Genomic DNA, 22,485 nt, shown 5'->3' with positions numbered 1-22,485 from the left:
AACAATCCCGGTCGTGCCGTCCTTGCAGGAAAATCGATTGCGATGTCGACCATCCGCCCGCTCATTCCGCTTCTGGTCACCGCCGGCATCCTGATCGGCGGCAATGGCTTGCAGGGCACGTTCATTGCGCTGCGCGGCTCGGCGGAAGGCTTTTCGCCTTCCACGATCGGCCTGATCGGCGCCGGCTACAGTATCGGCTTTGCTGTCGGCTGCCTCAATGTTACGCGTATCCTGCGCTCCATCGGCCATATCCGCACCTTTGCCGCCATGGCTGCCATCTGCGCCTGCTGTTCCATCCTGATGCCGCTCATCACCTCGCCGCTGTTCTGGGCGCTGATGCGCTTTGTCATCGGCATTTGCGTGGCAAGCCTGTTTGCCGTGGTGGAAAGCTGGATCAATGCCAAGGTGACCAATGCCAATAGGGCGCGCACGCTGTCTGTCTATAGGCTTGTCGATCTCTCCTCGGTCACCGCCGCGCAATATCTGATCCCGACCTTTGGCGTGGAAGGTCCGGTGATCTTTTCGCTGATTGCCATGGCCATGGCCCTGTCGCTGGTGCCGATTTCGGTGGCCGACCGGTCAAGCCCTGCCCCGCCGGAAGCCATCAGCACCGATATCCGCGCGGTGTGGCGCATCTCGCCGCTGTCTGTCGTCGGCGTCATTGCCGTTGGCCTCAGCATGGCGGCGTTTCGCAATATCGGGCCGATCTATGCGCAGGAGATCGGCATGAGCATCACTTCGATTGCCACTTTCATGAGCGCCGGCATTATCGGCGGCGTGGTGCTGCAATATCCGCTCGGGATCTATTCCGACCGGCTGGATCGCCGCAGCGTCATCAGCTGGGCCACGATCGGCACCATACTGTCAGGCGGCTACCTGTCTTTCTTTGCCGGCACCGACGAGACGGCCAATATCATCGGCATCTTCATCTATGGCGCCTTTGCCATGCCGCTCTATTCGCTGTGTTCGGCGCACGGCAATGATTTCGCAAAGCCCGGCGAACATGCACTCGTTTCAGCAGGCCTTCTGTTCTTCTGGTCGATCGGCGCCACCATTGGCCCGCTGATTGCTTCGCTGCTCCTGCAATTCATCGGCCCGTCGGTGTTTTTCATCTATACCTCGTTCATCTTCATGGGCTTTCTGTTCTTCACACTGGTGCGCATGAAGGCACGGAAAGCCGTGCCGCCACCGCAAAGGCCCGGACGGTTTCGCGCGCTTTTGCGCACCTCGGCCTATTTCAACCGCATGGCCGGCGCTCCAGGCGATGAACGCCGTTCCGGCGACGAGGCGCCAAAGTAGAGGAAACTGCGGCAATTCGCGCTTTTCACCATATTGCTGACGGCTGCGCTCAGGTTTAAGCAGGCGCAGACACAGACCAACGCCACGTGGTTCCCATGCTTCGATTGTCTCGCCGCACGCTCCTGAAGGCCTCCGCAGGGCTTGGCCTCTATGGCGCAGGCCTTGGTGCGGCAAGCCTTCTGGATGCCAGAGCCCAGGCGGCAACGCCGATCCGCCTTCAGGCACGCCAGACGGATGCGCTTTTGAATGGCCAGCAGCTGACGCGCGGCGTGATGACCTATGCGGTCGATGATGGCGCGAGCGACCCTATGCCGCCGACCTTGCGGATGAAACGCGGCGAGGCCTTTGACGCCACATTCACCAACCATCTGGATGAGCCGACCACAGTGCACTGGCATGGGCTTCGCATCGACAACCGCATGGATGGCGTGCCCTTCCTTACCCAGCCCTATATCTATACGGGCGACAGTTTCGACTATCGCTTCACGCCGCCGGATGCCGGCACCTATTGGTATCACCCACATTGCAACACGCTGACCCAGATGGGTCGCGGCATGACCGGGCTGATTATCGTGGAAAACCCGGATGACCCGGTCTTCGATGCCGAGATTGCGCTGAACCTGCGCGACTGGCGGCTGGGCGGCGACGGCCAGTTCATCGAGCAGTTCAAGCCGCGCGATGCAGCCCGCACCGGTACATTCGGCACCGTGCGCGGTGCCAATTGGCAGGTGGAGCCGCGCTATACGGCACCGGCTGGCGGACTGGTGCGACTGCGAATCGTCGCAACCGACGTGACCCGCATCTATACGCTGAAGCTTCAGGGCGCTCTGGCCATGATCATCGCGCTGGACGGGCAACCGCTGCCCACCCCCACCCCGTTCGACACAGCCATGATTGCCCCCGGCCAGCGGCTCGATCTCCTACTACGCATGCCCGACGAGGACGGCGCCACCGTTTCGCTCCTCGATATCCGCCCGTCTGCGCCAAAGACGGTTGCGAGTTTTGCAGCCCTAGGCTCGACGCTGAAGCGCGACCTTCAGGATGTGAAAGCCTTGCCGCAAAATCCCTGGACAGCGCCGGACCTTTCAAGCGCCGAGGAAATCCCGCTTGTGTTGAGCGCCACGGCCGAAAACGCCGCACGCGATTCCATCTGCGGCACGCTGGGCTATTCCTTCTGGGCAATCAACAAGGTGCCGTGGCCGGGCGATACGTCGGACCCGAGCGCGCCGCTGGCGGAGCTGAAGCTTGGCAAAACCTATATCTTCAACCTCACCAACAATACGCCGCATGCGCATCCCATCCACCTGCATGGCATGAATTTTCAAGTGATTGCTTCGAACCTGCGCAGCGCTCCACCACTGATTTCCGATACCTATCTTGTGCTTCCGGATGAAAAGGTCCAGCTTGCATTAGTTGCCGATAATATTGGAGACTGGGTACTGCATTGCCATGTGATCGAACACCAGAAGACCGGCATGACCGCCTATATCCGTGTCACATGACGCGCTGTTCCAACAATGGGATGGCAAGCTTGTGACCAATTTCACCGAGAACCTGCGCATCCTGCAACCGGCACCGGGTGTTTTCGCCTATTACGATGGACGAATCGAGGGCAAGCGCCTGCATTCCGAAGAGCCAAACTGGCTGGATGACGGCGCCTATAGCCTGGGCACTGCCAGCTATGCCGTGGTCTGCGGGCAGGAGGCGCTCGTCTATGACACGCATATCTCGCTTCAGCATGCCCGGTTCGTGCGGGCGCATCTGGAGAGCCTCGGTGTTCTTGAGATAGAGGTTGTGCTCAGCCACTGGCACAGCGACCACATTGCCGGAAACCAGGTGTTTTTCGACTGCCCGATCATCGCCAATCCGCTGACGGCTCTGGCCATGGTGGACAATGAGGCAGACCTTGCCAAGAAGGACCCGCCGATTGCGCCTCTGATCCTGCCCAACCGGCTGTTTGACAAACGGCTGAGCTTGACGGTCGGCACCCGCCGTGTCGAGCTCCTTCAGTTCGACATCCACAGTGCAGATGGGACCGTACTGTGGCTTCCGGAAGAGCGTCTGCTGATGGCCGGTGACACGCTGGAAGATACAATCACCTATGTCTCGGAGCCGGAAGGTCTGCACCGTCATATTGCCGACCTCGAGCGGCTGGACCGCCTTGCGCCCCGCCATATCCTGCCCAATCACGGCAGACCGGAGCAGATTGCCGCAGGCGGCTATGATCGCGGCCTGATTGCCGCCAATCGCCTCTATCTACAGCGCCTTCTCGCCCAGATCGACGACCCGGCGCTTGATCGGCAATCCCTGAAGGATTTTGTGTCCGGCGAGATTGCAGAAGGCTGGATCTTCTATTTCGAACCCTATGAGCGTGTACATCGCGACAATATTAACGCAGTGCGGGCAAGCAAAGCGGAGCGCGGCCTTGCAAGAAAGACGGGATAACCAGCGCCGCCACCACACAAATGCCCCGGAGTGTTGACAATGGCGCGCGAAAGGGAAAGGAAGGTTGACCGATCCTTATCCTTTGCCATCGACTGAAGCTGATGATTGAAACCACCGCCGCACTTGAGGATGCCTGCCAAAAGCTTGCACAATCGGAATTTGTCACTGTCGACACCGAGTTCTTGCGCGAGACCACCTTCTGGCCTGAACTCTGCCTGATCCAGATGGCAAGTCCCGATCTGGAAGTCATCGTCGATCCGATGGCCAAGGGTATCGATCTTGCGCCCTTCTTTGCGCTGATGGCCAATTCCGCCGTGGTGAAGGTTTTCCATGCGGCGCGCCAGGATCTGGAAATCGTCTATCATCTGGGCAAGCTCATCCCGCATCCGATCTTCGATACGCAGGTGGCCGCCATGGTATGCGGCTTTGGCGATTCGATTTCCTATGATCAGCTGGTTCAGCGGATCAAGAATGTGCAGATCGACAAGTCGTCGCGCTTCACCGACTGGAGCCGTCGGCCGCTTTCGGAAAAGCAGCTGGATTATGCGCTGGCCGACGTCACGCATTTGCGCGACGTCTACCAGATGCTCAAGGCGAAGCTTGAAAACGAAGGCCGCACCACCTGGGTGGCCGAAGAAATGGCGGTGCTGGAAAGCGCCGAGACCTATGACATGCATCCCGATGATGCCTGGCTGAGGCTGAAATCGCGCCTGCGCAAGCCGCAGGAACTGGCCATTCTGAAATATGTCACGGCCTGGCGTGAACGCGAAGCGCGTGCCCGCAATGTACCGCGCTCGCGCGTGCTGAAGGACGATGCGATCTTCGAGATTGCCCAGCAGCAGCCGAAGGATAGCGAAGCACTGGGGCGCTTGCGCACCATACCCAAGGGCTGGGAACGCTCGTCTTCAGGTGCTGCCATTCTGGAAGCCGTCAACACGGCGCTTGCACTGCCAAAGACCGATATGCCGCATGCGCCAAAGCATGTGCATACGCCGGAAGGCGCGCAATCGGCCGTCGAGCTTTTGAAGGTCCTGCTGCGCCTGACCTCGGAAAAGCATGGCGTGGCGCCAAAGGTTCTGGCCAATAGCGAAGACCTCGACAAGATTGCCACCGAAGGCGAAAACGCCGATGTTCCGGCTTTACAGGGCTGGCGGCGGGATCTCTTCGGCGAACCGGCGCTGAAGCTGATTTCAGGCGCCGTGGCGCTGCGCTTCATCGACAAGAAGGTCGAGACCGTGGACATGCCGGCCTGACCCACGCGTGAGGGATCTGCCATGACCGCCGTGTTTGACGCAAAGCTTGCCGACCGCTTTGCCGGCATTGCCCTTGGCCATGTGACGCGGGAATATCCCAACCATCTGGCCCACACCTGGAATGGGGTGCAGGATGGCGGCACGCCGCGCCAGCTGCATCCGGTCTTCTACGGAAGTTTCGACTGGCACTCCTGCGTGCATGGCTACTGGCTTCTGGCCCGCATCCTCAAGCGCTTTCCCGCCGGCCCTCAAGCTGCGGCGATCCGCGCATTGTTTGCGGCACAGCTGACACCGGAAGCGATCGCCGGCGAATGCGCCTATTTTGCCCGGCCTCTGTCGCGCGGTTATGAGCGCCCCTATGGCTGGGGCTGGCTTTTGAAGCTCGCCGCCGAACTGGAGGGGCTTGAGGATCGCCGCTTTGCGCACCTTCTCCAGCCGCTGACGCAGGTGCTCGTCGAGAGGTTTCGGCAGTTCCTGCCGATTGCCACCTATCCGGTGCGTGTCGGCACGCATTACAACACCGCCTTTGCTCTGCGGCTTGCCGCCGATTATGCCGATGCAGCGCAGGACCAAGCCTTGCGGGGCCTGCTGACGCAGACCGCGCGCATATGGTACGGCGCGGATGAAAACTGCCCGGCCTGGGGCGAGCAATCTGGCGACGAATTCCTGTCGCCGGCGCTGATTGAGGCGGAATGCATGCGCCGGCTTCTGCCCGTAGACGAGTTTCGCCCCTGGTTTGACCGGTTCCTGCCGGAGGCGGCCCTGCAAAGTCCGCAGACCCTGTTTCGGCCGGCCAGCGTTTCGGATCGTTCGGACGGTAAGATCGCCCATCTGGATGGGTTGAACCTCAGCCGGGCCTGGTGTTTTCGCGCGCTGGCAGCACCACTTTCCCCGGAGGATGCGCGCCGCCCTGTGTTTGAGGCGTCAGCCGATATGCATCTGGATGCCGGTCTTGCGCATGTGGCGGGCGACTATATGGGCGAGCACTGGCTGGCAAGCTTTGCGGCGCTGGCGCTTGATCTGTCTTAAAAGCTTCAAGGAAATTTCGGCCCGGTTTCAAGAAGCTGTCATTTGCAGCACCTATGAGGTGATCCTCATCTTTCAACCATAGGTGCTGCCATGATCCGACTGCTTCTTGCCTCCGTCGCCCTCTGCGCTGTCATCAGCTCTGCGGCCTTTGCCGATGAAAAGGCTTTTCCGGCCAAGCTTGTGGCCCAGTCGGTCATTCCCGCCAACACGATGATCCCGGCACCGGCCGATGCCGCCGATTTCCTGAAAACCTCCGGCAAGTTCACCGCAAGCGGCAAGCGCACGGAAGCGCTCGGCACCATTCCCGGCAAGGATGGCGCACGACTGACGGGCCTGTCGCTGCCCTTTAACGGTCAGCCGCTGCAGGGCTTTTCCGGCATCAAGGCCATGGCGGACGGCACATTCTGGACGCTGTCCGACAACGGTTTCGGCGCCAAGGCCAATTCCAGCGACGCCATGCTGATGCTGCACCATATCAAGTTCGATTGGACTGCCGGCAAAGTCGAGCGCCTGGGCACGGTCTTCCTCTCCGACCCCAATCGCAAGGCACCCTTCCCGATCGTGATGGAAGGCGCGGCCAAGCGCTATCTGACCGGTGCAGATTTCGACGTGGAATCCATCCAGCCGGTGGCAGACGGTTTCTTTGTCGGTGAAGAATTCGGCCCCTATATCCTGAAATTCAACACAGAAGGCCAACTGACCGACGTGATCGCGACGCTGGCCGATGGCAAGCCGGTTCTCTCCCCGGACAATACGACGCTCTCCGTTCCGGCAAACCCGACCGCCAAGATGCCGGCCTTCAATCTGAAGCGCTCCGGCGGCTATGAAGGTCTTGCGATGTCGAAGGATGGCGCCAAGCTCTATGGCCTTTTGGAAGGACCGCTCTTCAAGGAAGACGGTTCCGTCGAAAAGGCCGACACCCAGACGGCCCTGCGCATCCTCGAACTCGATGCCGCTTCAAAATCCTGGACGGGTCGCAGCTGGCTCTATCCGCTGTCGGAAGGCGGGGCGGCCATCGGCGATTTCAACATGATCGATGGCACGACAGCCCTCGTCATCGAGCGCGACGGTGGTGCCGGCACCGCCGACAAGGCCTGTGCCGATCCGAAGAAGCCGGAACCCACCTGCTTTGACCAGCCTGCCCGCCACAAGCGCATCTACAAGATCGAAATGTCGGACGAAAATGCCGGCAAGGCCGTAAGGAAGATCGGCTATATCGACCTGATGAACATTGCCGATCCGGACAACAAGGCCAAGCAGGGCGCCAAGGATGGTATCTACACCATGCCCTTCGTCACCATCGAAAATGTCGATGTGGTAGACGCCACGCATATCGTTGTCGGCAATGACAACAACCTGCCCTTCTCCGCCGGACGCGCCGTCGACAGAGCCGATGACAATGAGTTCGTGCTCCTGGATGTCAGCGACTTCCTGGCTGCACGCTAAACCAGGGCTAGAAACGCCGGGCGGACGCTGTCTGGTCAGCGGCCGCCTGACAATTGTCATGATCTGTCGAGAGTGCCGCAGCACGACGGACGGCATCAACGCTTGCGCGGACCGGCAAAGCTTTTTATCTGTGTCAGGGGGCACATCTGGCACAAACTGCGCCCGATGGTGACATGGGAGACCGGGCGGCAACATGACCACATCGCAGAGGATCGCCCTGCGCGGCAGATCGGTCACATCCAATCTTCGGTGGTTGCTCCTGTTTGGCTTCATCGCCCTGACCGGCGTTATCTACATGATGGTGTTTGACGTCGAGGGAGCCTTCTTTATCGGTGCCATCTATGCGCTGGCCTGCAGCCTGCCGCTGATCGCCTATGAGACGGGGAACCTGTCGAAGACATTGGTCGAGCGCGTGCGCCGCCTTTCCACACCCCGCTATTTCCTCTCCAGCCTTGCCATCTATTTCGTTCTGTCGGGCATCGGTTTTGCGGCCGCGGGCACGTTGATGAAAATCACCGGACTTGCAGAGGCGAGCTGGTGGAACCTGCTCATCCTACGGCCGAAGCCTTTCCTCTATACGCTGGCCTTTTTCCTCTCCGGCATCACCATCCTGCGGGTACGCCAATTGCTCGGGCGTCAGGTCTTCATGAGCCTCCTGACCGGGCGGTATCGTCATCCGATCGAGGAGGAGCGCGTCTTCATGTTTATCGACGTGGTTGGCTCGACAGCCTTTGCGCGTCAGCACGGCGATCTGCGGGCACAGGAATATCTGAGTGAAGTCTTCGCCAGTTTTGCGCCCCATGTGCGCCGGCACGGCGGCGAGATCGATGATTATGTCGGCGATTGCGCCATCGTGACCTGGCCGATGAAGGAAGGCGTGGAACCGGCCCGTTGCGTCAACTGCCTGTTCGACATCCTGGACGATATCGAGAAGGACGCCACCTGGTGGATAAAGAGTTTCGGCTGCGTACCGAAACTGTCGGCAGCCCTCCATGGTGGTTCGATCGTCACGGCGGAAATCGGCGTTTTCCACCACAAGATCAGCTATTTCGGCGATGTGGTGAACACCACAGCGCGCATCGAGGGCCTCTGCAAGAGTTTGAAACAGCCCCTGTTGATCTCGCAGGATCTGCTGGCACGCCTGTCACTGCCACCGGATGTAGAGGCTATCCCGGCCGGCGCGCATCTCGTCAAGGGGCGCGACGAACCGATCGGCGTTCTGTCGTTGCGCCGCAAGACGATGCGGCAGAGCTGAGCAATCCTACTCGAATACGAAGGCGAGCCGCTTGCCCGTCAGCTTCGAAAGCTGTTGCAGGCGGCCATCGAGCCGCTCGCCGGCGAAATTGATGTATTCGTGCGGTACAACGAATTCCAGATCAAGATCGGGACTGCTGGCGCGCCGGATATAGAGGTGGTTGACGACGCCCGGCATCGAGGCGGAGAACAGGTAGACGACGCGCAAAAGCCCGCCCAGCAGCTTGGCCATTGCCAGAAGCCGCGGCGTTGCAATCTGCGACAGCGGACCCGTCGCGCCATCATCGTGCAGGCCTTCGAAGCGGTAATAATTGGCAAGCGCCAGATAGGCACGGCCCGGATGGGTGATGCCGACAAGCGAGGAATGGGCAATCAGGTTCAGCGCCTGAAGCCCGCGATAATCCGGGTGGGCGCGCCAGCTAATATCGGCCAAAAGGCAGGCGGCGCGGCGATAGCGAGCCTCTTCCGGCGTCTCCTCGACGCCAAAGAAAGACACCATATGGCCGGTCCAATCGGCCAGTTCCCGCGCATGGCGGGGCGAGCGGGCACGTAGAATGGCAAGCTGATCGGCGGCCAGCAGCAGCGGATCCATATCCTGCTCGTCGCGCGGCAATTGCGCGTAGAGATAGCCTTCGCGAACGCCTTGGGCTGAAAAGATAACGCGCGACGGCTTCATCACCGACAGCACTTCCTGCATGGCGACCGCACCGAAGGGCAGAAGCGCACGACGGTTCTTCGATACCGACTGCCAGGCGGGATCCTTGCTATCCTTGGACAGAACGACCTGCTCCAGGAAGTTCTGCATCTCGTTGAACTGCAACTCGTAGCCCTGCATCATGTGCAGCGGATAATTGGTAATTTCCATGTGCAGCTTGGCGATATTGCGCCATGTACCGCCCACCGCATAAAAGGTCCGCCCCTCGCCCATCGACAGAAGCTGCGCATCCTTCACATGGTTTTTTGCCAGGCTGCGGGCTTTCGACAAGACACCGCCCGAGGCTTCCGACAGGCGAAGCCCGCCAAGCGGCAGCGTGATGCCGCGACCGGTTTCGCGCCCCTTGATATCGATGAGTTCCAGCGAACCGCCACCCAGATCGCCGGCAATGCCGTCCACATCATTGAAACCGCTGATGACGCCAAGCGCCGAATACAGCGCCTCTTCCTCGCCCGACAGCACCTGCACAGGCTGACCGAGAATGGCTTCGGCATTTTCGATGAAGGAAGGCCCGTTGCTTGCCTCGCGGGCGGCAGCGGTTGCCAGCACGAAAATGCGGGTGGAGCCGGCCTGATCCGACAAAGCCTTGAAGCGGCGCAGCGCATTCAGCGCGCGGCTGACCGCCTCGTCATCCATGCGTCCGGTGGAGCCGAGACCCTTGCCCAGTCCGCAGAGCACCTTTTCGTTGAACAGGGTCGTCGGCGCGCGCGACAAGCCTTCATAGATGACCACGCGCACGGAATTCGAGCCAATATCGACAACGGAAACAGGAGCGCTTCCGGGGAGACGCCCCTGGGCTTCAGATCTTACCATGCATCACTATTTCTTGCGTCCGGACATGACGCCGGCAATGAGCTTCGGCGCGCTCGACTTCAGGGCTTCCCCACGCCCCGAAAGGCTTGGGTTGGTCATAAAATAGTGTTGCGCGTTGAAAGGCTCCTCGCCCCTTCGGACTTCCATACGTCGCGACGTCCCGTCGGCCAATATCTCGTAGCTCTGCTGGTTGTCAATCAGGTTGCCCAGCATGATCTGCGACAGGACCTGCTCATGCACAGTCGGGTTCAAGAGCGGCACCAGGGTTTCCACGCGGCGGTCGAGATTGCGCGGCATCATGTCGGCAGACCCGATATAGACAAGCGCTTTTTCCGACGGCAGGCCGTAGCCATTGCCAAAGCAAAAGATACGGCTGTGTTCCAGGAAGCGGCCGACGATCGACTTGACGCGGATATTGTCCGACAGGCCCGGCACTTTGGGGCGAAGGCAGCAGATGCCGCGAATGACGAGGTCCACATCGACGCCGGCGCGGCTGGCGCGGTAAAGCGCATCGATGATTTCCGGATCGACGAGCGAATTCATCTTCATCCAGATATTGGCGGGACGGCCTTCCTTGGCATGCACGATCTCCTCTTCGATATGCCGCAGGATCCGGGGGCGCATCGTATAGGGCGATACTGCCAGCTTCATGCTTTCCGGCGGTTCGCCATAGCCGGTGATGAAGTTGAAGACATTGGCCATGTCATGGGCGATCTTCGGGCTGCAGGTGAAGAAGGACAGGTCCGTATAGATCTTGGCCGTGATCGGGTGGTAATTGCCGGTGCCGAGATGGCAATAGGTTCGAAGCTTGCCGTCTTCACGGCGCACCACCATCGACATCTTGGCATGCGTCTTCAACTCGATGAAGCCGAACACGACCTGCACGCCAGCGCGCTCCAGATCGCGCGCCCAGCGGATATTGGCTTCCTCGTCAAAGCGCGCCTTAAGCTCGACAAGCGCCGTCACCGACTTGCCCATCTCGGCGGCATCGATCAGCGCCCTGACGATCGGGCTGTCATTCGAGGTGCGGTACAGCGTCTGCTTGATCGCCAGAACGTCGGGATCGCGCGCCGCCTGGATCAGGAACTGAACCACCACGTCGAAACTCTCATACGGATGGTGGACCACCATGTCCTTTTCGCGGATGGCGGCGAGGCAATCTCCGGCGTGTTCGCGCACGCGTTCAGGAAATCGCGCATTATGGGGCTCGAAACGCAGGTCGTCGCGCGGTGCCTTGGCGATTTCCGACATGGTATTGAGGGCCAGGAACCCCGGCAGGACGGCGACACGATTGTCCGGCACGCCAAGCTCCTGCACGACGAACTGGCGCAGCGAGATCGGCATTTCCGAATCGGTCTCAATCCGGATGACCTTGCCGCGACGGCGGCGTTTGAGCGCCGTTTCGAAGAAGCGCACCAGATCCTCGGCCTCTTCCTCCACCTCGATATCGCTATCACGAATGATGCGGAACGTGCCGGCGCCCTTGACCTCGTAGCCGGGGAACAAGAGGTCGATGAACATGCTCACCACGTCTTCCAGCGTGATGTAGCGGATCGTTGCGCCCTCGTCCGGCAGGCGGATGAAGCGGTCGAGCGTCGGCGGCAGGCGCAGGAGGGCAGTCATCGGTTCGCGGCCAAGCTTGCTGTCCAGCTGCAGGCCCATCGAGAAGCCGAGATTGGGGATGAAGGGAAAGGGATGCGCCGGATCGATGGAAAGCGGCGTGAGGATCGGAAACAGGCTGTCTTCGAATTCGGCAGCAAGCCATGTGCGGTCGTCGTCGGACAGCGCGGCAGGCCGCACGATCAGAATATCTTCGCGGGCGAGATATTGTTGCAGCACGGCGAGCGAGGCCTGCTGTTCCATCTGCAGATTGTCGATTTCCTTGAGGATATCTTCCAGCTGCTCGGCCGGCGTCTTGCCGTCGGGGCTGCGCACCGCAATGCCCTGGCGCACCTGACCTTCGAGGCCGGCGACGCGCACCATGAAGAATTCGTCGAGATTGGCGGCCGAAATGGAGAGGAAGCGCACGCGCTCCAGCAGCGGATGCGCCGTGTTCAGCGTTTCTTCCAGAACGCGCCGATTAAATTGCAGCCAGGAGAATTCCCGGTTGATGAACCGTTCAGGACTGGTGAGGAGATCAATCGCCTCGGCAGCATTGGCAATCGATCCGTCCTGCGTTTCCGACATCTGGTCCATCTTTCCCCCCTTAAGCGTCATATAGGCACCGGGCAGCGTTTCCCGGTCAACTCATGGCGCTTATAACTTTTCAACGACGGAACTGTGACAGTCAATCGATCTGGTCTTCACCAGCCAGGCTTTCGAGCACTTCTGCGGCCAGTGCCCTGGTGATGCGGGTGCCGCGCGACAGCGCCAACCGGTCAAGCCGCTCGACAGTGCCTTGCGCGGCCTGCATCGAGCGCTCCATGCGCGCTACGATATAGGCCACGATCCGGTCGTCGATGGTCAGCTGGCGATCGGCAAACAGCTTGATGATCACCTGTCCGAGCAGATCCTCGTCCGGCTCGCCGATTTCCACCACCGTGGCCGCCTTCAGCCGCGAGCGCAGATCCGGCAGCTCGACAGACCAGGACATCGGCCAGAGCCTTGCCGTCATCAGCAGGCTGGTGCGGTTCTCGCGCACGCTGTTGATGACGTGGAACAGTTCGTTTTCGTCAAAGCCCGCGCGGTCGGCATCTTCAAACAGGACAGGACCTGCGGCGGCAATCGTGGCTGCATCGGCACCGAGTTGCGGATGAATGTCGGTGGCGCCAGCCTTGTCGCGCCAGATATTGGCCAGATGCGATTTGCCGCAGCCGGCAGGCCCGGTGAGGATGACCACCGGCGCGTTCCAGTGCGGCCAGGCGTCGATCATGGCCACGGCTGCACTGACAGGCTCGGCGATCAGCAGATCGTCACGGCCCGTGGCTGCATCATGCGTCAGCGCCAGCGGCAATTGCTCGGCGCGCGGACGCTTTGGTTTTTCAAGCGTTTCGGTCATGTTTCGGTCGGAGGTTGTTGAAGGGCCTTGGCGTCCACGCCCGTCGTGTCATCCCAGGGCAGTTCGGCAGCGTGGCCGTAATAGATATCGCTCTGAAGATACCGCGAGATTGCAAAGCGGACAAGCACGCCGACGACGGCAGCCGCCGGCACGGCAATCATCAGGCCGACAAAGCCGAACATGGCGCCGAAGGCAAGCAGCGCAAACATCAGCCAGACGGGGTGCAGGCCGACGCTGGAGCCGACGAGCTTGGGCTGCAGGATGTTACCCTCGATGAACTGGCCGGCAAAGAACACCACCATTACCGCAATGATCCAGCCATAATCCGGCCAGAACTGTACGAGCGCCACGCCGACGGCAAGCACGAGACCGACAAGCGAGCCGATATAGGGAATGAAGCTGATCATGCCGGCAACAAAACCGATGAGCAGGCCGAAATTGAGCCCCACCAGCGAGAGCCCGACCGCATAGAAAATCCCGAGAATGAGGCAGAGCGAGCCCTGACCCCGGATGAAACCGGACACGGCCTGGTCCATCTCGTTGGCCAGTTGGCGCACGGTCGCCACCTGATCGCGCGGCACCCAGCTATCCACCTTGGCGACCATGCGATCCCAGTCCAGGAGGATATAGAAGGCCACGACCGGGGTAATGATCAGCAGTGAAATCACATCGAGAATGGTCTTGCCGGAATTCCAAAGCTGGCTGAGCAACCCGCCGAGAAAACCTGCACCCTCGCTCATCAGACTGGAGAAATTATCCTTGGCGGTCTGCACCTGGCTTGCCATCCAGCCGGGCAGGAAAGAATTCTCCGGGTTGGCAATCAGCTGCTGCAACTGCGTCAGATATTGCGGCAATTGCTGCGCAAACTGGGAGAACTGGCTGACGATCAATGGAATGATCAGCACCAGCGAAATGGCAAACATCAGGATGAAGCTGACGAGAATGAATGTGGTGGCCATCAGGCGCGACAGGCCCCGGCGCTCCAGCCAATCGGCCACCGGATCAAGGAAATAGGCGAGCGCCATGCCCGCGACAAAGGGGAGAAGAATGGTGCGAAAGGCAAGAAGGAAGATGACGAAAGCGAGAAGCGCACCAATCCAGAACAGCACATAACGTCGCAGGCTTGCGCCACTGATATGATAGGCCATGCCGGTTCCTCTTCACACGTATCCCGCCAAGAAAGGCATAGGCTGGCAATGACGGCAAGGTCAAGGCAGAGCGCGGAGCGGGCAGAGCGGGTCTGAACAGCTTGGAAAACCGGTCGAAAGGCCGGCTTGGTCTTGCATCCGGGCGCTCTCCGTGCCATGGCGACGCTTCTTCCAGGACATCCGGAGACAGGCGATGAGCGACACGGGCAAGAACGGTCTGACCTATAGCGATGCAGGCGTCGATATTGATGCCGGAAATCTGATGGTCGAGAAGATCAAGCCTGCGGTGCGCTCGACACGCCGTCCCGGCGCCGATGGCGAGATCGGCGGCTTCGGCGGCCTGTTCGACCTGAAGGCCGCGGGCTTTACCGATCCGGTTCTGGTGGCCGCCAATGACGGCGTCGGCACCAAGCTGAAGATTGCCATCGATGCCGATCGCCACGACACTGTCGGCATCGATCTTGTCGCCATGTGCGTCAACGATCTCGTCGTACAGGGCGCCGAGCCGCTGTTCTTCCTCGATTATTTCGCGACCGGCAAGCTGAACCCGGAACAGGGTGCGGCGATCGTTCTGGGCATTGCCGATGGCTGCCGCCAAGCGGGCTGCGCGCTGATTGGCGGCGAGACCGCCGAAATGCCCGGCATGTACCGCGATGGCGATTACGATCTGGCCGGCTTTGCCGTGGGCGCTGCCGAACGTGGCCAGCTGCTGCCGACCGGCGACCTGATGGAAGGCGACGTGATCTTGGGGCTTGCCTCATCCGGCGTACATTCCAACGGGTTTTCGCTGGTGCGCAAGATCGTCTCGCTTTCGGGCCTAGCCTGGGATGCCCCTGCCCCGTTTGCTGAAGGCAAGACACTTGGTGAAGCGCTGCTGACCCCGACCCGCATCTATGTGAAGCCGCTCTTGAAGGCGATCCGCGACACGGCGGCCATCAAGGCGCTGGCACATATTACCGGCGGCGGTTTTCCCGACAATATTCCCCGCGTGCTGCCTGACCATCTGGCGGCTGAAATCGATCTCGACAGCATTGCCGTGGCACCTGTCTTCTCGTGGCTGGCGAAGACCGGCGGCGTGGCCGCCCACGAAATGCTGCGCACCTTCAACTGCGGCGTCGGCATGATTGCCGTTGTCTCGCCCGACAATGCGGCAGCCGTGACCGAGGCGCTGACGGCGGAAGGCGAAACCGTCGTGACGCTGGGCCGCATGGTGGCGCGGGAAGCCGGCGCACCGGGCACGATCTACAAGGGCACGCTTGCCCTATGAGCCAGACGCGCAAACGCGTTGTCGTTCTGATTTCCGGCGGCGGCTCCAACATGCTGGCTCTGGCGGATGCCTGCGCTTCTGCTGATTTTCCAGCCGAGATCGTCGGCGTGATCTCCGACAAGAAGACCGCCGGCGGTCTTGCCAAGGCTGACGCGCGCGGCATTGCGACCTTTGCCTTCGAGCGCCGCGATTTTGCAGACAAGGCCGAGCATGAGAAAGCCGTTCTGGCTGCGCTTTCGGCCCTGAAGCCCGATCTGGTATGCCTTGCCGGTTACATGCGGCTTCTCTCGGCAGAGTTCATCCGCCCCTATGCGGGCCGTATCCTGAATATCCACCCGTCCCTTCTGCCGCTGTTTCCCGGCCTCCACACGCATCAGCGGGCGCTGGATGCCGGTGTGCGCGTCGCCGGCTGCACGGTGCATTTCGTTACCGAAGGCATGGATGAAGGCCCGGTTGTGGCGCAGGCCGTGGTGCCGGTTCTGCCCGGCGACACAGCCGATACGCTGTCCGCCCGCGTGCTGACTGTCGAGCACCGTACCTATCCGCTGGCACTTGAGCGCGTGGCTGCCGGCAAGGTGCGCATGACGACAGACGGCCGCGTCAAACAGGACGATGCCGTGGTGGACGCAAGCGAGAGCCTGATCAGCGCCTGAGCGGGTTTCAGGTGCCCATGGCGCCAAGGCTGCGATAAATCACATAGAAGGCCACGAGGAAGATCACGCCGGCAAAGATGCGGTTGAGCGTGTTCTTGTGGGCAGACAGCCGCGTGGCAAGAAGCGTGCCGGCAATGCCGCCGACCATGCCGCCTGCGATGAATTGCCCGGCAAGCACCCAGTCGACAAGGCCCGACAAGGAATAGTTGATCGCGGTTGCCAGCCCGAAGGTGGTGACGGCAAGCAGCGACGTGCCAACCGCATTGATCATCGGCATGCCGGTTGCAAACATCAAGGCCGGCACGATGAGAAAGCCGCCGCCAATGCCGAAGAAGCCGGAGGCGCCACCGGCGCAGAGCGCCACGCCGGCCGTCACTGCGCACATGCGCATATCGACCGGGCGGGCAGCGATTTCCAGAACCTTGCGCTGCTTCAGCATCAACACGCCAACGACGACCATGACCAGGCCGAAGATGAACAGCAGTTTCGAGCCATCCATCGCCTTGCCGAGCGTGGAGCCACCCAGCGCGCCGATGACGCCCAGAGCGGCAAAGACCAGACCGCAGCGCCAGCGCACATGGCCCTTGGCCGCGTGATTGACGAAGTTGACAAAGGCGTTGACGGCAACCGCCAGCGCCCCTGTGCCGATCGCCACATGCGGCTGGGCAACGCCCACGACATAGATGAGGAGCGGCGTGGCAAGGATCGAGCCGCCCCCGCCCAACAGTCCGAGGGTGAAGCCGACCAGTCCGCCCGATAACAGGGTGGCGGCGAGTGTGGATGTCATCAGAGCCTCCCGACCAGAAACCGGTCGTGAACGATCATGCCGACCAGCATGGCAAGGACGAAGACCAGGACCGTGGACGACCCGAAGGACAGGGCCGAAAGCGCCGGGCCGGGACAGAAGCCGCCAAGCCCCCAGCCGATCCCGAACAGGCCGGAACCGACCAGCAAAGGCCTGTCTATGGTGCGGTTCGTCGGGATCTGGAAGGTGTCGGCCAGAACCGGATGCGCCATGTAGTGCACGAGAACCATGCCGGCCATGGCAATAGCGACGGCACCGCCCAGCACGAAGATCAGGCTTGGGTCCCAGGCCCCGAACGGATCGAGAAAGCCCTGGACGCGGGCCGGATCCAGCATGCCGGACAAAGACAGGCCAAAGCCGAACAGCGTGCCGCACAAAAGGGCGGCGGCAATTTGGGGAAGATGCCGGATCATAGGCTGCCTCGCAGCAGTGTGACGGTGATGACACCGGTGGCCAGGAAGGTGACGACGGCAGCCATGGACCGGGGAGAGAGGCGCGCAAGGCCAAGCACGCCGTGACCGCTGGTGCAGCCAGACCCCATGCGCGAGCCGATGCCGACCAGAAGACCGGCGATGATCACCAGCGGAATGGAGGCCGTAATCGTCATCGGGGGAAAACTGCCGGTCATAAGGCGGTAGACGAGCGGGCCAAGCACCAGTCCGGAAACGAAGGCGCCGTTCATGAGAGGACTGGCCCCTTCAGCCAGGCGCCCGAGAATGCCGCTGATGCCGGCAATGCGGCCCGTCAGAATGAGATAGAGGATGGCAGACAGGCCGATCAGCATGCCGCCGGCAAGGGGTGCGAGATAGGGCATCATGGTTTCATGTCCTCGGCACAGAAAATGGTGAAGAGAGCCGCGATCAGCTGGGCGGTCTTCGCCTCCGTCAAACGGTAGAAGACCTGCTTGCCTTCCTTGCGGGTCTCGACAATCTCGGCCTCGCGCAGCACCGTCAGCTGCTGCGACAGCGTCGGCTGGTGCACATCGAGCTTGTCTTCCAGTTCACCGACGGAAAACTCGCCCTGCACCAGCGTGCAGACCAGCATCAGCCGCACCGGGTGGGCAAGCACTTTCAGGTGGCCGGCGACTTCCGTGGCGCGAGCCTCCATGGCCTTCGGGCTCATGCCCATGGCATTTTTCAGATCGAGGACATCACTCACCATCTTGCACCCTCCAGCGCATTCAGCGGAATCTTCAGGTAGCGTTTGCCGTTGGATTCCGGCTCGGGCAGGCGCCCGCCCCGCACATTCACCTGCAGCGCATGCAGGATCAACTTCGGCATCGGCAGCGTCCGGTCCCGCGCCTCGCGCAGATGCACAAAGGACTGCTCATCGATGCCGGCCAGATGCGGATTCTCCGCCTTCTGCTGGGCGACCGTGCTTTCGAAGCGCGGATGACGGCCGTTTGGCTGGTAGTCATGGCCGGTGAACAGACGCGTCTCATCCGGCAGCGCCAGGATATCGGCAATCGTATCCCACAGCACATGCGCACTGCCGCCGGGGAAATCGGTGCGGGCCGTGCCGCTGTCTGGCATGAAGATCGTGTCATGCACGAAGGCCGCATCGCCGATGACATAGGTGATGGAGGCGAGTGTGTGGCCGGGCGAGAACATGACCTTCGCATCGATCGTGCCGAGCTTGAAGGTTTCACCCGCGCTGAACAGCCGATCCCATTGCGAGCCGTCGGTCTGAAGCTCCGGCAAGTTGTATATGCCCTTCCAGAGCGCCTGCACATCCCGGACATGATCGCCGATTGCGGTGGGCGCACCGGTCTTCTGCTTCAGGTAATGGGCGGCGGAAAAGTGATCGGCATGCGGATGGGTGTCGAGGATCCATTCGACGCTCAACCCCTGCTCGGCAATATAGGCAAGGATCCGGTCGGCACTCTCCGTCGAGGTCTGGCCGGACTTCTCGTCATAATCGAGGACGGGATCGATGATGGCGCAGTGGCGCGTGGCCGGATCGCTGACGACATATTGGACGCTCCAGGTGCGCGGATCGAAAAAGCCCTTCACCTGCGGACGTTGAAGCGCGCGCTTCTCGAGAAAGGCAATGGCAGCTGACAGATCCATGCCGTAGCGCTGGCCAAGTGCCGGCACATCGGCAAGCGCGAGATGCTCATCGATGACCTGCGTGATGGCATAGAGAGACAGTGCCCGAAGGCCTGTGCCGCAATGGGCAAGCACCGGTCCCTTGCTATCGCGGACAGCACTGGCGAAGGCATCGACATCAGCATTCGTCAGGCCGGCCAACGTGACCGGCAGGAATCTGTAGGCAAACCCAGCCTCCGAGACAGCCTGCCGCTCGACGCGATTGCCAAGACTGCCGGCCTCGCCATCCGGGCGCAGGTTGATCAGCGTTGTGATCGCACTGCCCTCAAGACCGGCGATGTCGTCCAGCGAAGGCTGCTCTGCGATCGTCAGGCGATCATTGATCTGAAACTTCTGCATGGCGCACCTCAATATTCGTTATATGATTTTATATATTGTATATTGATCTGGCGAGCAAGGTCTATTTTGCCGAAGGCGGCAGGCGTGCCTCCAGGCGCCGACTGCCTCCAGACAGCAATGATGGGAGCATGACTTTTAGCAGGAGGCTTTATTCAGCCCAGTGTGTCGCGGTTCAGTGCCGCCCATTGCAGGAGCATGATGGTCTTGCCATCGCAGATCTCGCCGCTCTCGATCATGGCGAGCGCATCCGGCAGCCTGATCTCGAGAACCTCGATATCCTCGTTTTCCTCGTCAAGCCCGCCACCGTCAGAGACACGGTCCTCGATATCGATACTGGCGGCAAAGAAGTGAATGGTTTCGGTGACCGCACCGGGCGACATGAAGCATTTGAACAGGAAGCGCACGTCGCGCACCTGATAGCCGGTTTCTTCCACCGCCTCGCGGCGGATCGCCTCTTCGGGGTGGTCGCCGTCCAGAAGGCCGGCGGGCGTTTCGATCAGCCAGCCCGAATGGTCGTTGAGAAACGCGGGCACGCGAAACTGGCGCACCAGCACCACGACATCGCGCTTGCGGTCGTAAAGCAGGATCGTCGCGCCATTGCCGCGGTCATAGACTTCGCGATAGAGACGATTGGTTCGGCCGTTCGATCCGGTATAGTCGAAGCTCACCCGGTGCAGATGATACCAGTTATCGGAGAGGAGCTTCTTCTCGACGATCTCGATCTTCGCCCGCTCTTCGTCTTTCATGCCATGTCCTTTGCAAGCCAGACCCGGTTGTCGTGTACAGCCGCCCCGCCATAGGGCGCCACCGGATCGGCCCCGGTCAGAATATTGATGCCTTCGCCGTCGAGATGCGCCTTGTTGGGCCAGAGACCCTCGGCAATCAGCACGCCGCGCCTTGCGCCCGGCGTCACCCTGGCATGCAGGCGCAGGGCCCCACGCGGATTGCCGATGCGCACGATCTCGCCATCCTCGATCAAGAGGGCTGCCGCATCATCGGGATGTACCATCACCTCCGGCCGGCCTTCCTTGTCGCGCGAGCTTTTCGTTTCGGCAAAGGTAGAGTTGAGGAAATTGCGCGCCGGCGAGGTCGCCAGCCGGAAGGGATGTTCGGCATCGGCCGTTTCGATCACATCCACCTGATCCGGGAAGACCGGCAATTGCGCATGAGGTCCAAGCGCGCCGATGCTCGCCGGTGTCTTGTTCGGCGATGGGCCGTTTTCCCAATCCGGGCGGAAGCGGAACCTGCCATCCGCATAGCCGAACCCTTCGAGATAATGCGCCACCTCGAAAGAGGGCTGGCAATCGACCCATTTGTCGATCAGCAGCTGATCGTAACCGGGAAGATCGTTCGGCAAGAGCATGCGGTCGATATGCGTGCGCTCATCCATGCCAAAGCCCGGATAGTGATCGACGCCGAGCCGCTTTGCCAATTCCTCGATGACGAAGAGATTGGTGCGCACCGTGTCCGGCGGCTCCACCAGCTTTGGACCGAGCAGGATATGGTTCTGCCCGCCGCCGCGATAGAGATCGTCATGCTCGACAAACATGGTGGCCGGCAGCACGATATCGGCCATTTCCGCCGTCTCGGTCATGAACTGTTCATGCACGGCGGTAAACAGGTCCGGGCGAGCAAAGCCCTTGCGCACCAGACGCTGTTCCGGCGCAATATTCATCGGGTTGGTGTTCTGGATGAGAAGCGCCGTCACCGGGCCGCGATGGCGAAGCGCCACCGGATCGCCGGTCAGCACGCGGCCGATCTGCGACTGGTCGAGCATGCGCACATTCGGGTCCATATAGGCGGTGCCCATCAGCTCGCGCTTGTCGAAGCGGAAGATATCGCCATTGCTGTGGAAAGCACCGCCACCTTCATACTGCCAGGAGCCGAGCACGGTGGCGATGGAGAGCGCCGCATGCATGGCAACCGTGCCATTGCGCTGGCGGGTAAAGCCATAGCCTAAGCGGAAGAAGGTTTTGCTTGTCGTGCCGACAAGCCGGGCAAAGGCCTCGATCTCCTCCACCGACAGGCCGGTAATGGCCGAAGCCCATTCCGGTGTCTTCGTTTTCAGATGCGCCTCAAGCCCTGCCGGATCATCGGCAAACCTGTCCATATAGGCGCGGTCGGCATAACCGTCGCGGAAGGCCACATGCATGATGGCACAGGCAAGCGCTGCATCCGTGCCGGGCTTCAGAACGATTTTCAGATCGGCCTGCTTCATCGTCGGGCTGTCATAGACATCGACGACAACGATCCTGGCGCCGCGTTCCTTGCGCGCCTTCACCGCATGGGTCATCACATTCACCTGGGTGGCCACCGGATTGGTGCCCCATATGACGACGCAATCGGATTTCGCCATTTCGCGGGGATCAGGACCGCGCAAGGCCCCGGTGCCCATCACATAGCCGGTCCAGGCCATATTGGTGCAGATCGAGCCGAAGAAACCGGAATAGCGCTTGGCGTGTCGCAGGCGCTCGATGGAATCGCGCTGCACCTGGCCCATGGTACCGGCGTAGAAATAGGGCCAGATGGCTTCGGCGCCATCCAGTGCTTCGGCCTTCACAAGGGCCTCGGCAATCTCGTCAAGCGCTGCGTCCCAGGAGACCTCCTGCCAGAGCCCCTCGCCCTTGGCGCCCTTGCGGCGCTTGGGCACCAACAGCCTGTCGGGATGATAGAGGCGCTCGGCATAGCGGGCGACCTTGGCGCAAATCACACCGGCCGTATAGCTGTTGGCATTGGCGCCGCGCACGCGGCCGATACGGCCATCGGGCGTCAGGTCCACGTCGAGCGCGCAGGCGGAGGGACAGTCATGCGGACAGACCGTATGACCAGTGGCGTTTTTGGCAGAGATCGGGGTCGCAAGGTTCATGTCTTTCCTATAGGACAGAGCGGGCTTCGCCAAAAGCGGCTTTTGCC

20 protein-coding genes are annotated in these 22,485 nt (G+C 61.1%); 9 read left to right on the top strand and 11 right to left on the bottom strand.

The genetic code is table 11. From position 1 onward, the window contains the following. Positions 1–42 precede the first annotated feature (42 nt). The 7 genes from E8M77_RS22975 (at position 43) to E8M77_RS22945 (ending at position 8,727) form a co-directional block, all read left to right on the top strand. A complete protein-coding gene (locus E8M77_RS22975) occupies positions 43–1,299 on the top strand; it encodes an MFS transporter (RefSeq protein ID WP_137132930.1) in 1,257 nt (418 codons plus the stop codon). A gap of 95 nt (positions 1,300–1,394) precedes the next feature. Then, on the top strand, positions 1,395–2,801 hold the full coding sequence (locus E8M77_RS22970; protein ID WP_137132929.1) for a multicopper oxidase family protein: 1,407 nt from the start codon (positions 1,395–1,397) through the stop codon (positions 2,799–2,801). A 31-nt stretch (positions 2,802–2,832) separates the two neighbouring features. Further along, entirely contained in the window at positions 2,833–3,744 is a 912-nt protein-coding gene (locus E8M77_RS22965) for an MBL fold metallo-hydrolase (protein ID WP_137132928.1), read from the top strand. A 101-nt stretch (positions 3,745–3,845) separates the two neighbouring features. After that, on the top strand, positions 3,846–4,997 hold the full coding sequence (gene rnd / locus E8M77_RS22960; protein ID WP_137132927.1) for a ribonuclease D: 1,152 nt from the start codon (positions 3,846–3,848) through the stop codon (positions 4,995–4,997). A gap of 21 nt (positions 4,998–5,018) precedes the next feature. Then, positions 5,019–6,026 carry a DUF2891 domain-containing protein gene (locus E8M77_RS22955; protein ID WP_137132926.1) on the top strand — a complete coding sequence of 336 codons (1,008 nt, stop codon included), beginning with the start codon at positions 5,019–5,021 and terminating at the stop codon, positions 6,024–6,026. Positions 6,027–6,116: 90 nt separating this feature from the next. Beyond that, positions 6,117–7,472: an esterase-like activity of phytase family protein gene (locus E8M77_RS22950; protein WP_137132925.1), complete on the top strand. Its 1,356-nt coding sequence runs from the start codon at positions 6,117–6,119 to the stop codon at positions 7,470–7,472. A 193-nt stretch (positions 7,473–7,665) separates the two neighbouring features. After that, on the top strand, positions 7,666–8,727 hold the full coding sequence (locus tag E8M77_RS22945) for an adenylate/guanylate cyclase domain-containing protein (protein ID WP_137132924.1): 1,062 nt from the start codon (positions 7,666–7,668) through the stop codon (positions 8,725–8,727). 6 nt (positions 8,728–8,733) lie between these two features. On the opposite strand, the gene ppx is transcribed toward E8M77_RS22945, so the two are convergent. From ppx to E8M77_RS22925, 4 genes are all read right to left on the bottom strand, one after another. Next, complete coding sequence (ppx, locus tag E8M77_RS22940) at positions 8,734–10,254, bottom strand: exopolyphosphatase (protein WP_137132923.1); 1,521 nt, start codon at positions 10,252–10,254, stop codon at positions 8,734–8,736. A gap of 6 nt (positions 10,255–10,260) precedes the next feature. Next, positions 10,261–12,450 (bottom strand): RNA degradosome polyphosphate kinase, encoded by a 2,190-nt coding sequence (locus tag E8M77_RS22935; RefSeq protein WP_137132922.1) that lies wholly within the window; start codon positions 12,448–12,450, stop codon positions 10,261–10,263. 91 nt (positions 12,451–12,541) lie between these two features. Further along, on the bottom strand, positions 12,542–13,252 hold the full coding sequence (gene hdaA, locus E8M77_RS22930) for a DnaA regulatory inactivator HdaA (RefSeq protein ID WP_137132921.1): 711 nt from the start codon (positions 13,250–13,252) through the stop codon (positions 12,542–12,544). After that, positions 13,249–14,400, bottom strand: a complete 1,152-nt coding sequence (locus tag E8M77_RS22925; RefSeq protein WP_137132920.1) for an AI-2E family transporter — start codon at positions 14,398–14,400, stop codon at positions 13,249–13,251. The genes hdaA and E8M77_RS22925 overlap by 4 nt, the downstream gene beginning before the upstream one ends. Positions 14,401–14,593: 193 nt before the next feature. Here E8M77_RS22925 and purM point away from each other — a divergent pair, with 193 nt between their 5' ends. Both purM and purN read left to right on the top strand, forming a co-directional pair. Then, the gene (gene purM / locus E8M77_RS22920) at positions 14,594–15,667 is read left to right on the top strand and encodes a phosphoribosylformylglycinamidine cyclo-ligase (protein WP_137132919.1); all 1,074 of its coding nucleotides are present in this window, start codon (positions 14,594–14,596) and stop codon (positions 15,665–15,667) included. After that, entirely contained in the window at positions 15,664–16,320 is a 657-nt protein-coding gene (gene purN, locus E8M77_RS22915) for a phosphoribosylglycinamide formyltransferase (RefSeq protein WP_137132918.1), read from the top strand. Before purM ends, purN begins: the two co-directional genes overlap by 4 nt. Positions 16,321–16,327: 7 nt before the next feature. On the opposite strand, the gene E8M77_RS22910 is transcribed toward purN, so the two are convergent. The 7 genes from E8M77_RS22910 to E8M77_RS22880 all read right to left on the bottom strand — a co-directional run bounded on the left by E8M77_RS22910 (position 16,328) and on the right by E8M77_RS22880 (position 22,438). Beyond that, positions 16,328–17,107, bottom strand: coding sequence for a sulfite exporter TauE/SafE family protein (locus tag E8M77_RS22910; RefSeq protein WP_137132917.1), 780 nt, complete (start codon positions 17,105–17,107; stop codon positions 16,328–16,330). After that, complete coding sequence (locus E8M77_RS22905; protein WP_137132916.1) at positions 17,107–17,538, bottom strand: YeeE/YedE family protein; 432 nt, start codon at positions 17,536–17,538, stop codon at positions 17,107–17,109. Before E8M77_RS22905 ends, E8M77_RS22910 begins: the two co-directional genes overlap by 1 nt. Then, on the bottom strand, positions 17,535–17,942 hold the full coding sequence (locus tag E8M77_RS22900; RefSeq protein ID WP_137132915.1) for a YeeE/YedE family protein: 408 nt from the start codon (positions 17,940–17,942) through the stop codon (positions 17,535–17,537). Before E8M77_RS22900 ends, E8M77_RS22905 begins: the two co-directional genes overlap by 4 nt. Continuing rightward, positions 17,939–18,286 carry a sulfite-sensing transcriptional repressor BigR gene (gene bigR / locus E8M77_RS22895; protein ID WP_137132914.1) on the bottom strand — a complete coding sequence of 116 codons (348 nt, stop codon included), beginning with the start codon at positions 18,284–18,286 and terminating at the stop codon, positions 17,939–17,941. Before bigR ends, E8M77_RS22900 begins: the two co-directional genes overlap by 4 nt. Continuing rightward, positions 18,280–19,572, bottom strand: a complete 1,293-nt coding sequence (gene blh, locus E8M77_RS22890; protein ID WP_137132913.1) for a bifunctional sulfur transferase/dioxygenase Blh — start codon at positions 19,570–19,572, stop codon at positions 18,280–18,282. Before blh ends, bigR begins: the two co-directional genes overlap by 7 nt. A 152-nt stretch (positions 19,573–19,724) precedes the next feature. Next, entirely contained in the window at positions 19,725–20,318 is a 594-nt protein-coding gene (locus E8M77_RS22885) for an NUDIX domain-containing protein (RefSeq protein WP_137132912.1), read from the bottom strand. After that, complete coding sequence (locus tag E8M77_RS22880) at positions 20,315–22,438, bottom strand: molybdopterin oxidoreductase family protein (protein ID WP_137132911.1); 2,124 nt, start codon at positions 22,436–22,438, stop codon at positions 20,315–20,317. Before E8M77_RS22880 ends, E8M77_RS22885 begins: the two co-directional genes overlap by 4 nt. Between the last annotated feature and the right edge of the window lie 47 nt (positions 22,439–22,485).

Origin of the sequence: Rhizobium sp. FY34, from assembly GCF_005222845.1 — a bacterium.
Lineage (GTDB): Bacteria > Pseudomonadota > Alphaproteobacteria > Rhizobiales > Rhizobiaceae > Neorhizobium.
The sequence above is the reverse complement of the archived record's forward strand: the minus strand, read 5'-3'. Positions and strand labels throughout refer to the sequence as shown.

What these genes read in the sequence shown, in the direction of transcription:
- E8M77_RS22885 (WP_137132912.1), bottom strand. Translation starts at nt 20,318, where the DNA reads ATGAAAGACGAAGAGCGGGCGAAGATCGAGATCGTCGAGAAGAAGCTC.
- E8M77_RS22955 (WP_137132926.1), top strand. Translation starts at nt 5,019, where the DNA reads ATGACCGCCGTGTTTGACGCAAAGCTTGCCGACCGCTTTGCCGGCATT.
- purM (WP_137132919.1), top strand. Translation starts at nt 14,594, where the DNA reads ATGAGCGACACGGGCAAGAACGGTCTGACCTATAGCGATGCAGGCGTC.
- E8M77_RS22900 (WP_137132915.1), bottom strand. Translation starts at nt 17,942, where the DNA reads ATGATGCCCTATCTCGCACCCCTTGCCGGCGGCATGCTGATCGGCCTG.
- E8M77_RS22950 (WP_137132925.1), top strand. Translation starts at nt 6,117, where the DNA reads ATGATCCGACTGCTTCTTGCCTCCGTCGCCCTCTGCGCTGTCATCAGC.
- bigR (WP_137132914.1), bottom strand. Translation starts at nt 18,286, where the DNA reads ATGGTGAGTGATGTCCTCGATCTGAAAAATGCCATGGGCATGAGCCCG.
- purN (WP_137132918.1), top strand. Translation starts at nt 15,664, where the DNA reads ATGAGCCAGACGCGCAAACGCGTTGTCGTTCTGATTTCCGGCGGCGGC.
- E8M77_RS22935 (WP_137132922.1), bottom strand. Translation starts at nt 12,450, where the DNA reads ATGGACCAGATGTCGGAAACGCAGGACGGATCGATTGCCAATGCTGCC.
- E8M77_RS22970 (WP_137132929.1), top strand. Translation starts at nt 1,395, where the DNA reads ATGCTTCGATTGTCTCGCCGCACGCTCCTGAAGGCCTCCGCAGGGCTT.
- rnd (WP_137132927.1), top strand. Translation starts at nt 3,846, where the DNA reads ATGATTGAAACCACCGCCGCACTTGAGGATGCCTGCCAAAAGCTTGCA.
- hdaA (WP_137132921.1), bottom strand. Translation starts at nt 13,252, where the DNA reads ATGACCGAAACGCTTGAAAAACCAAAGCGTCCGCGCGCCGAGCAATTG.
- E8M77_RS22945 (WP_137132924.1), top strand. Translation starts at nt 7,666, where the DNA reads ATGACCACATCGCAGAGGATCGCCCTGCGCGGCAGATCGGTCACATCC.
- E8M77_RS22910 (WP_137132917.1), bottom strand. Translation starts at nt 17,107, where the DNA reads ATGACATCCACACTCGCCGCCACCCTGTTATCGGGCGGACTGGTCGGC.
- E8M77_RS22880 (WP_137132911.1), bottom strand. Translation starts at nt 22,438, where the DNA reads ATGAACCTTGCGACCCCGATCTCTGCCAAAAACGCCACTGGTCATACG.
- ppx (WP_137132923.1), bottom strand. Translation starts at nt 10,254, where the DNA reads ATGGTAAGATCTGAAGCCCAGGGGCGTCTCCCCGGAAGCGCTCCTGTT.
- blh (WP_137132913.1), bottom strand. Translation starts at nt 19,572, where the DNA reads ATGCAGAAGTTTCAGATCAATGATCGCCTGACGATCGCAGAGCAGCCT.
- E8M77_RS22905 (WP_137132916.1), bottom strand. Translation starts at nt 17,538, where the DNA reads ATGATCCGGCATCTTCCCCAAATTGCCGCCGCCCTTTTGTGCGGCACG.
- E8M77_RS22975 (WP_137132930.1), top strand. Translation starts at nt 43, where the DNA reads ATGTCGACCATCCGCCCGCTCATTCCGCTTCTGGTCACCGCCGGCATC.
- E8M77_RS22925 (WP_137132920.1), bottom strand. Translation starts at nt 14,400, where the DNA reads ATGGCCTATCATATCAGTGGCGCAAGCCTGCGACGTTATGTGCTGTTC.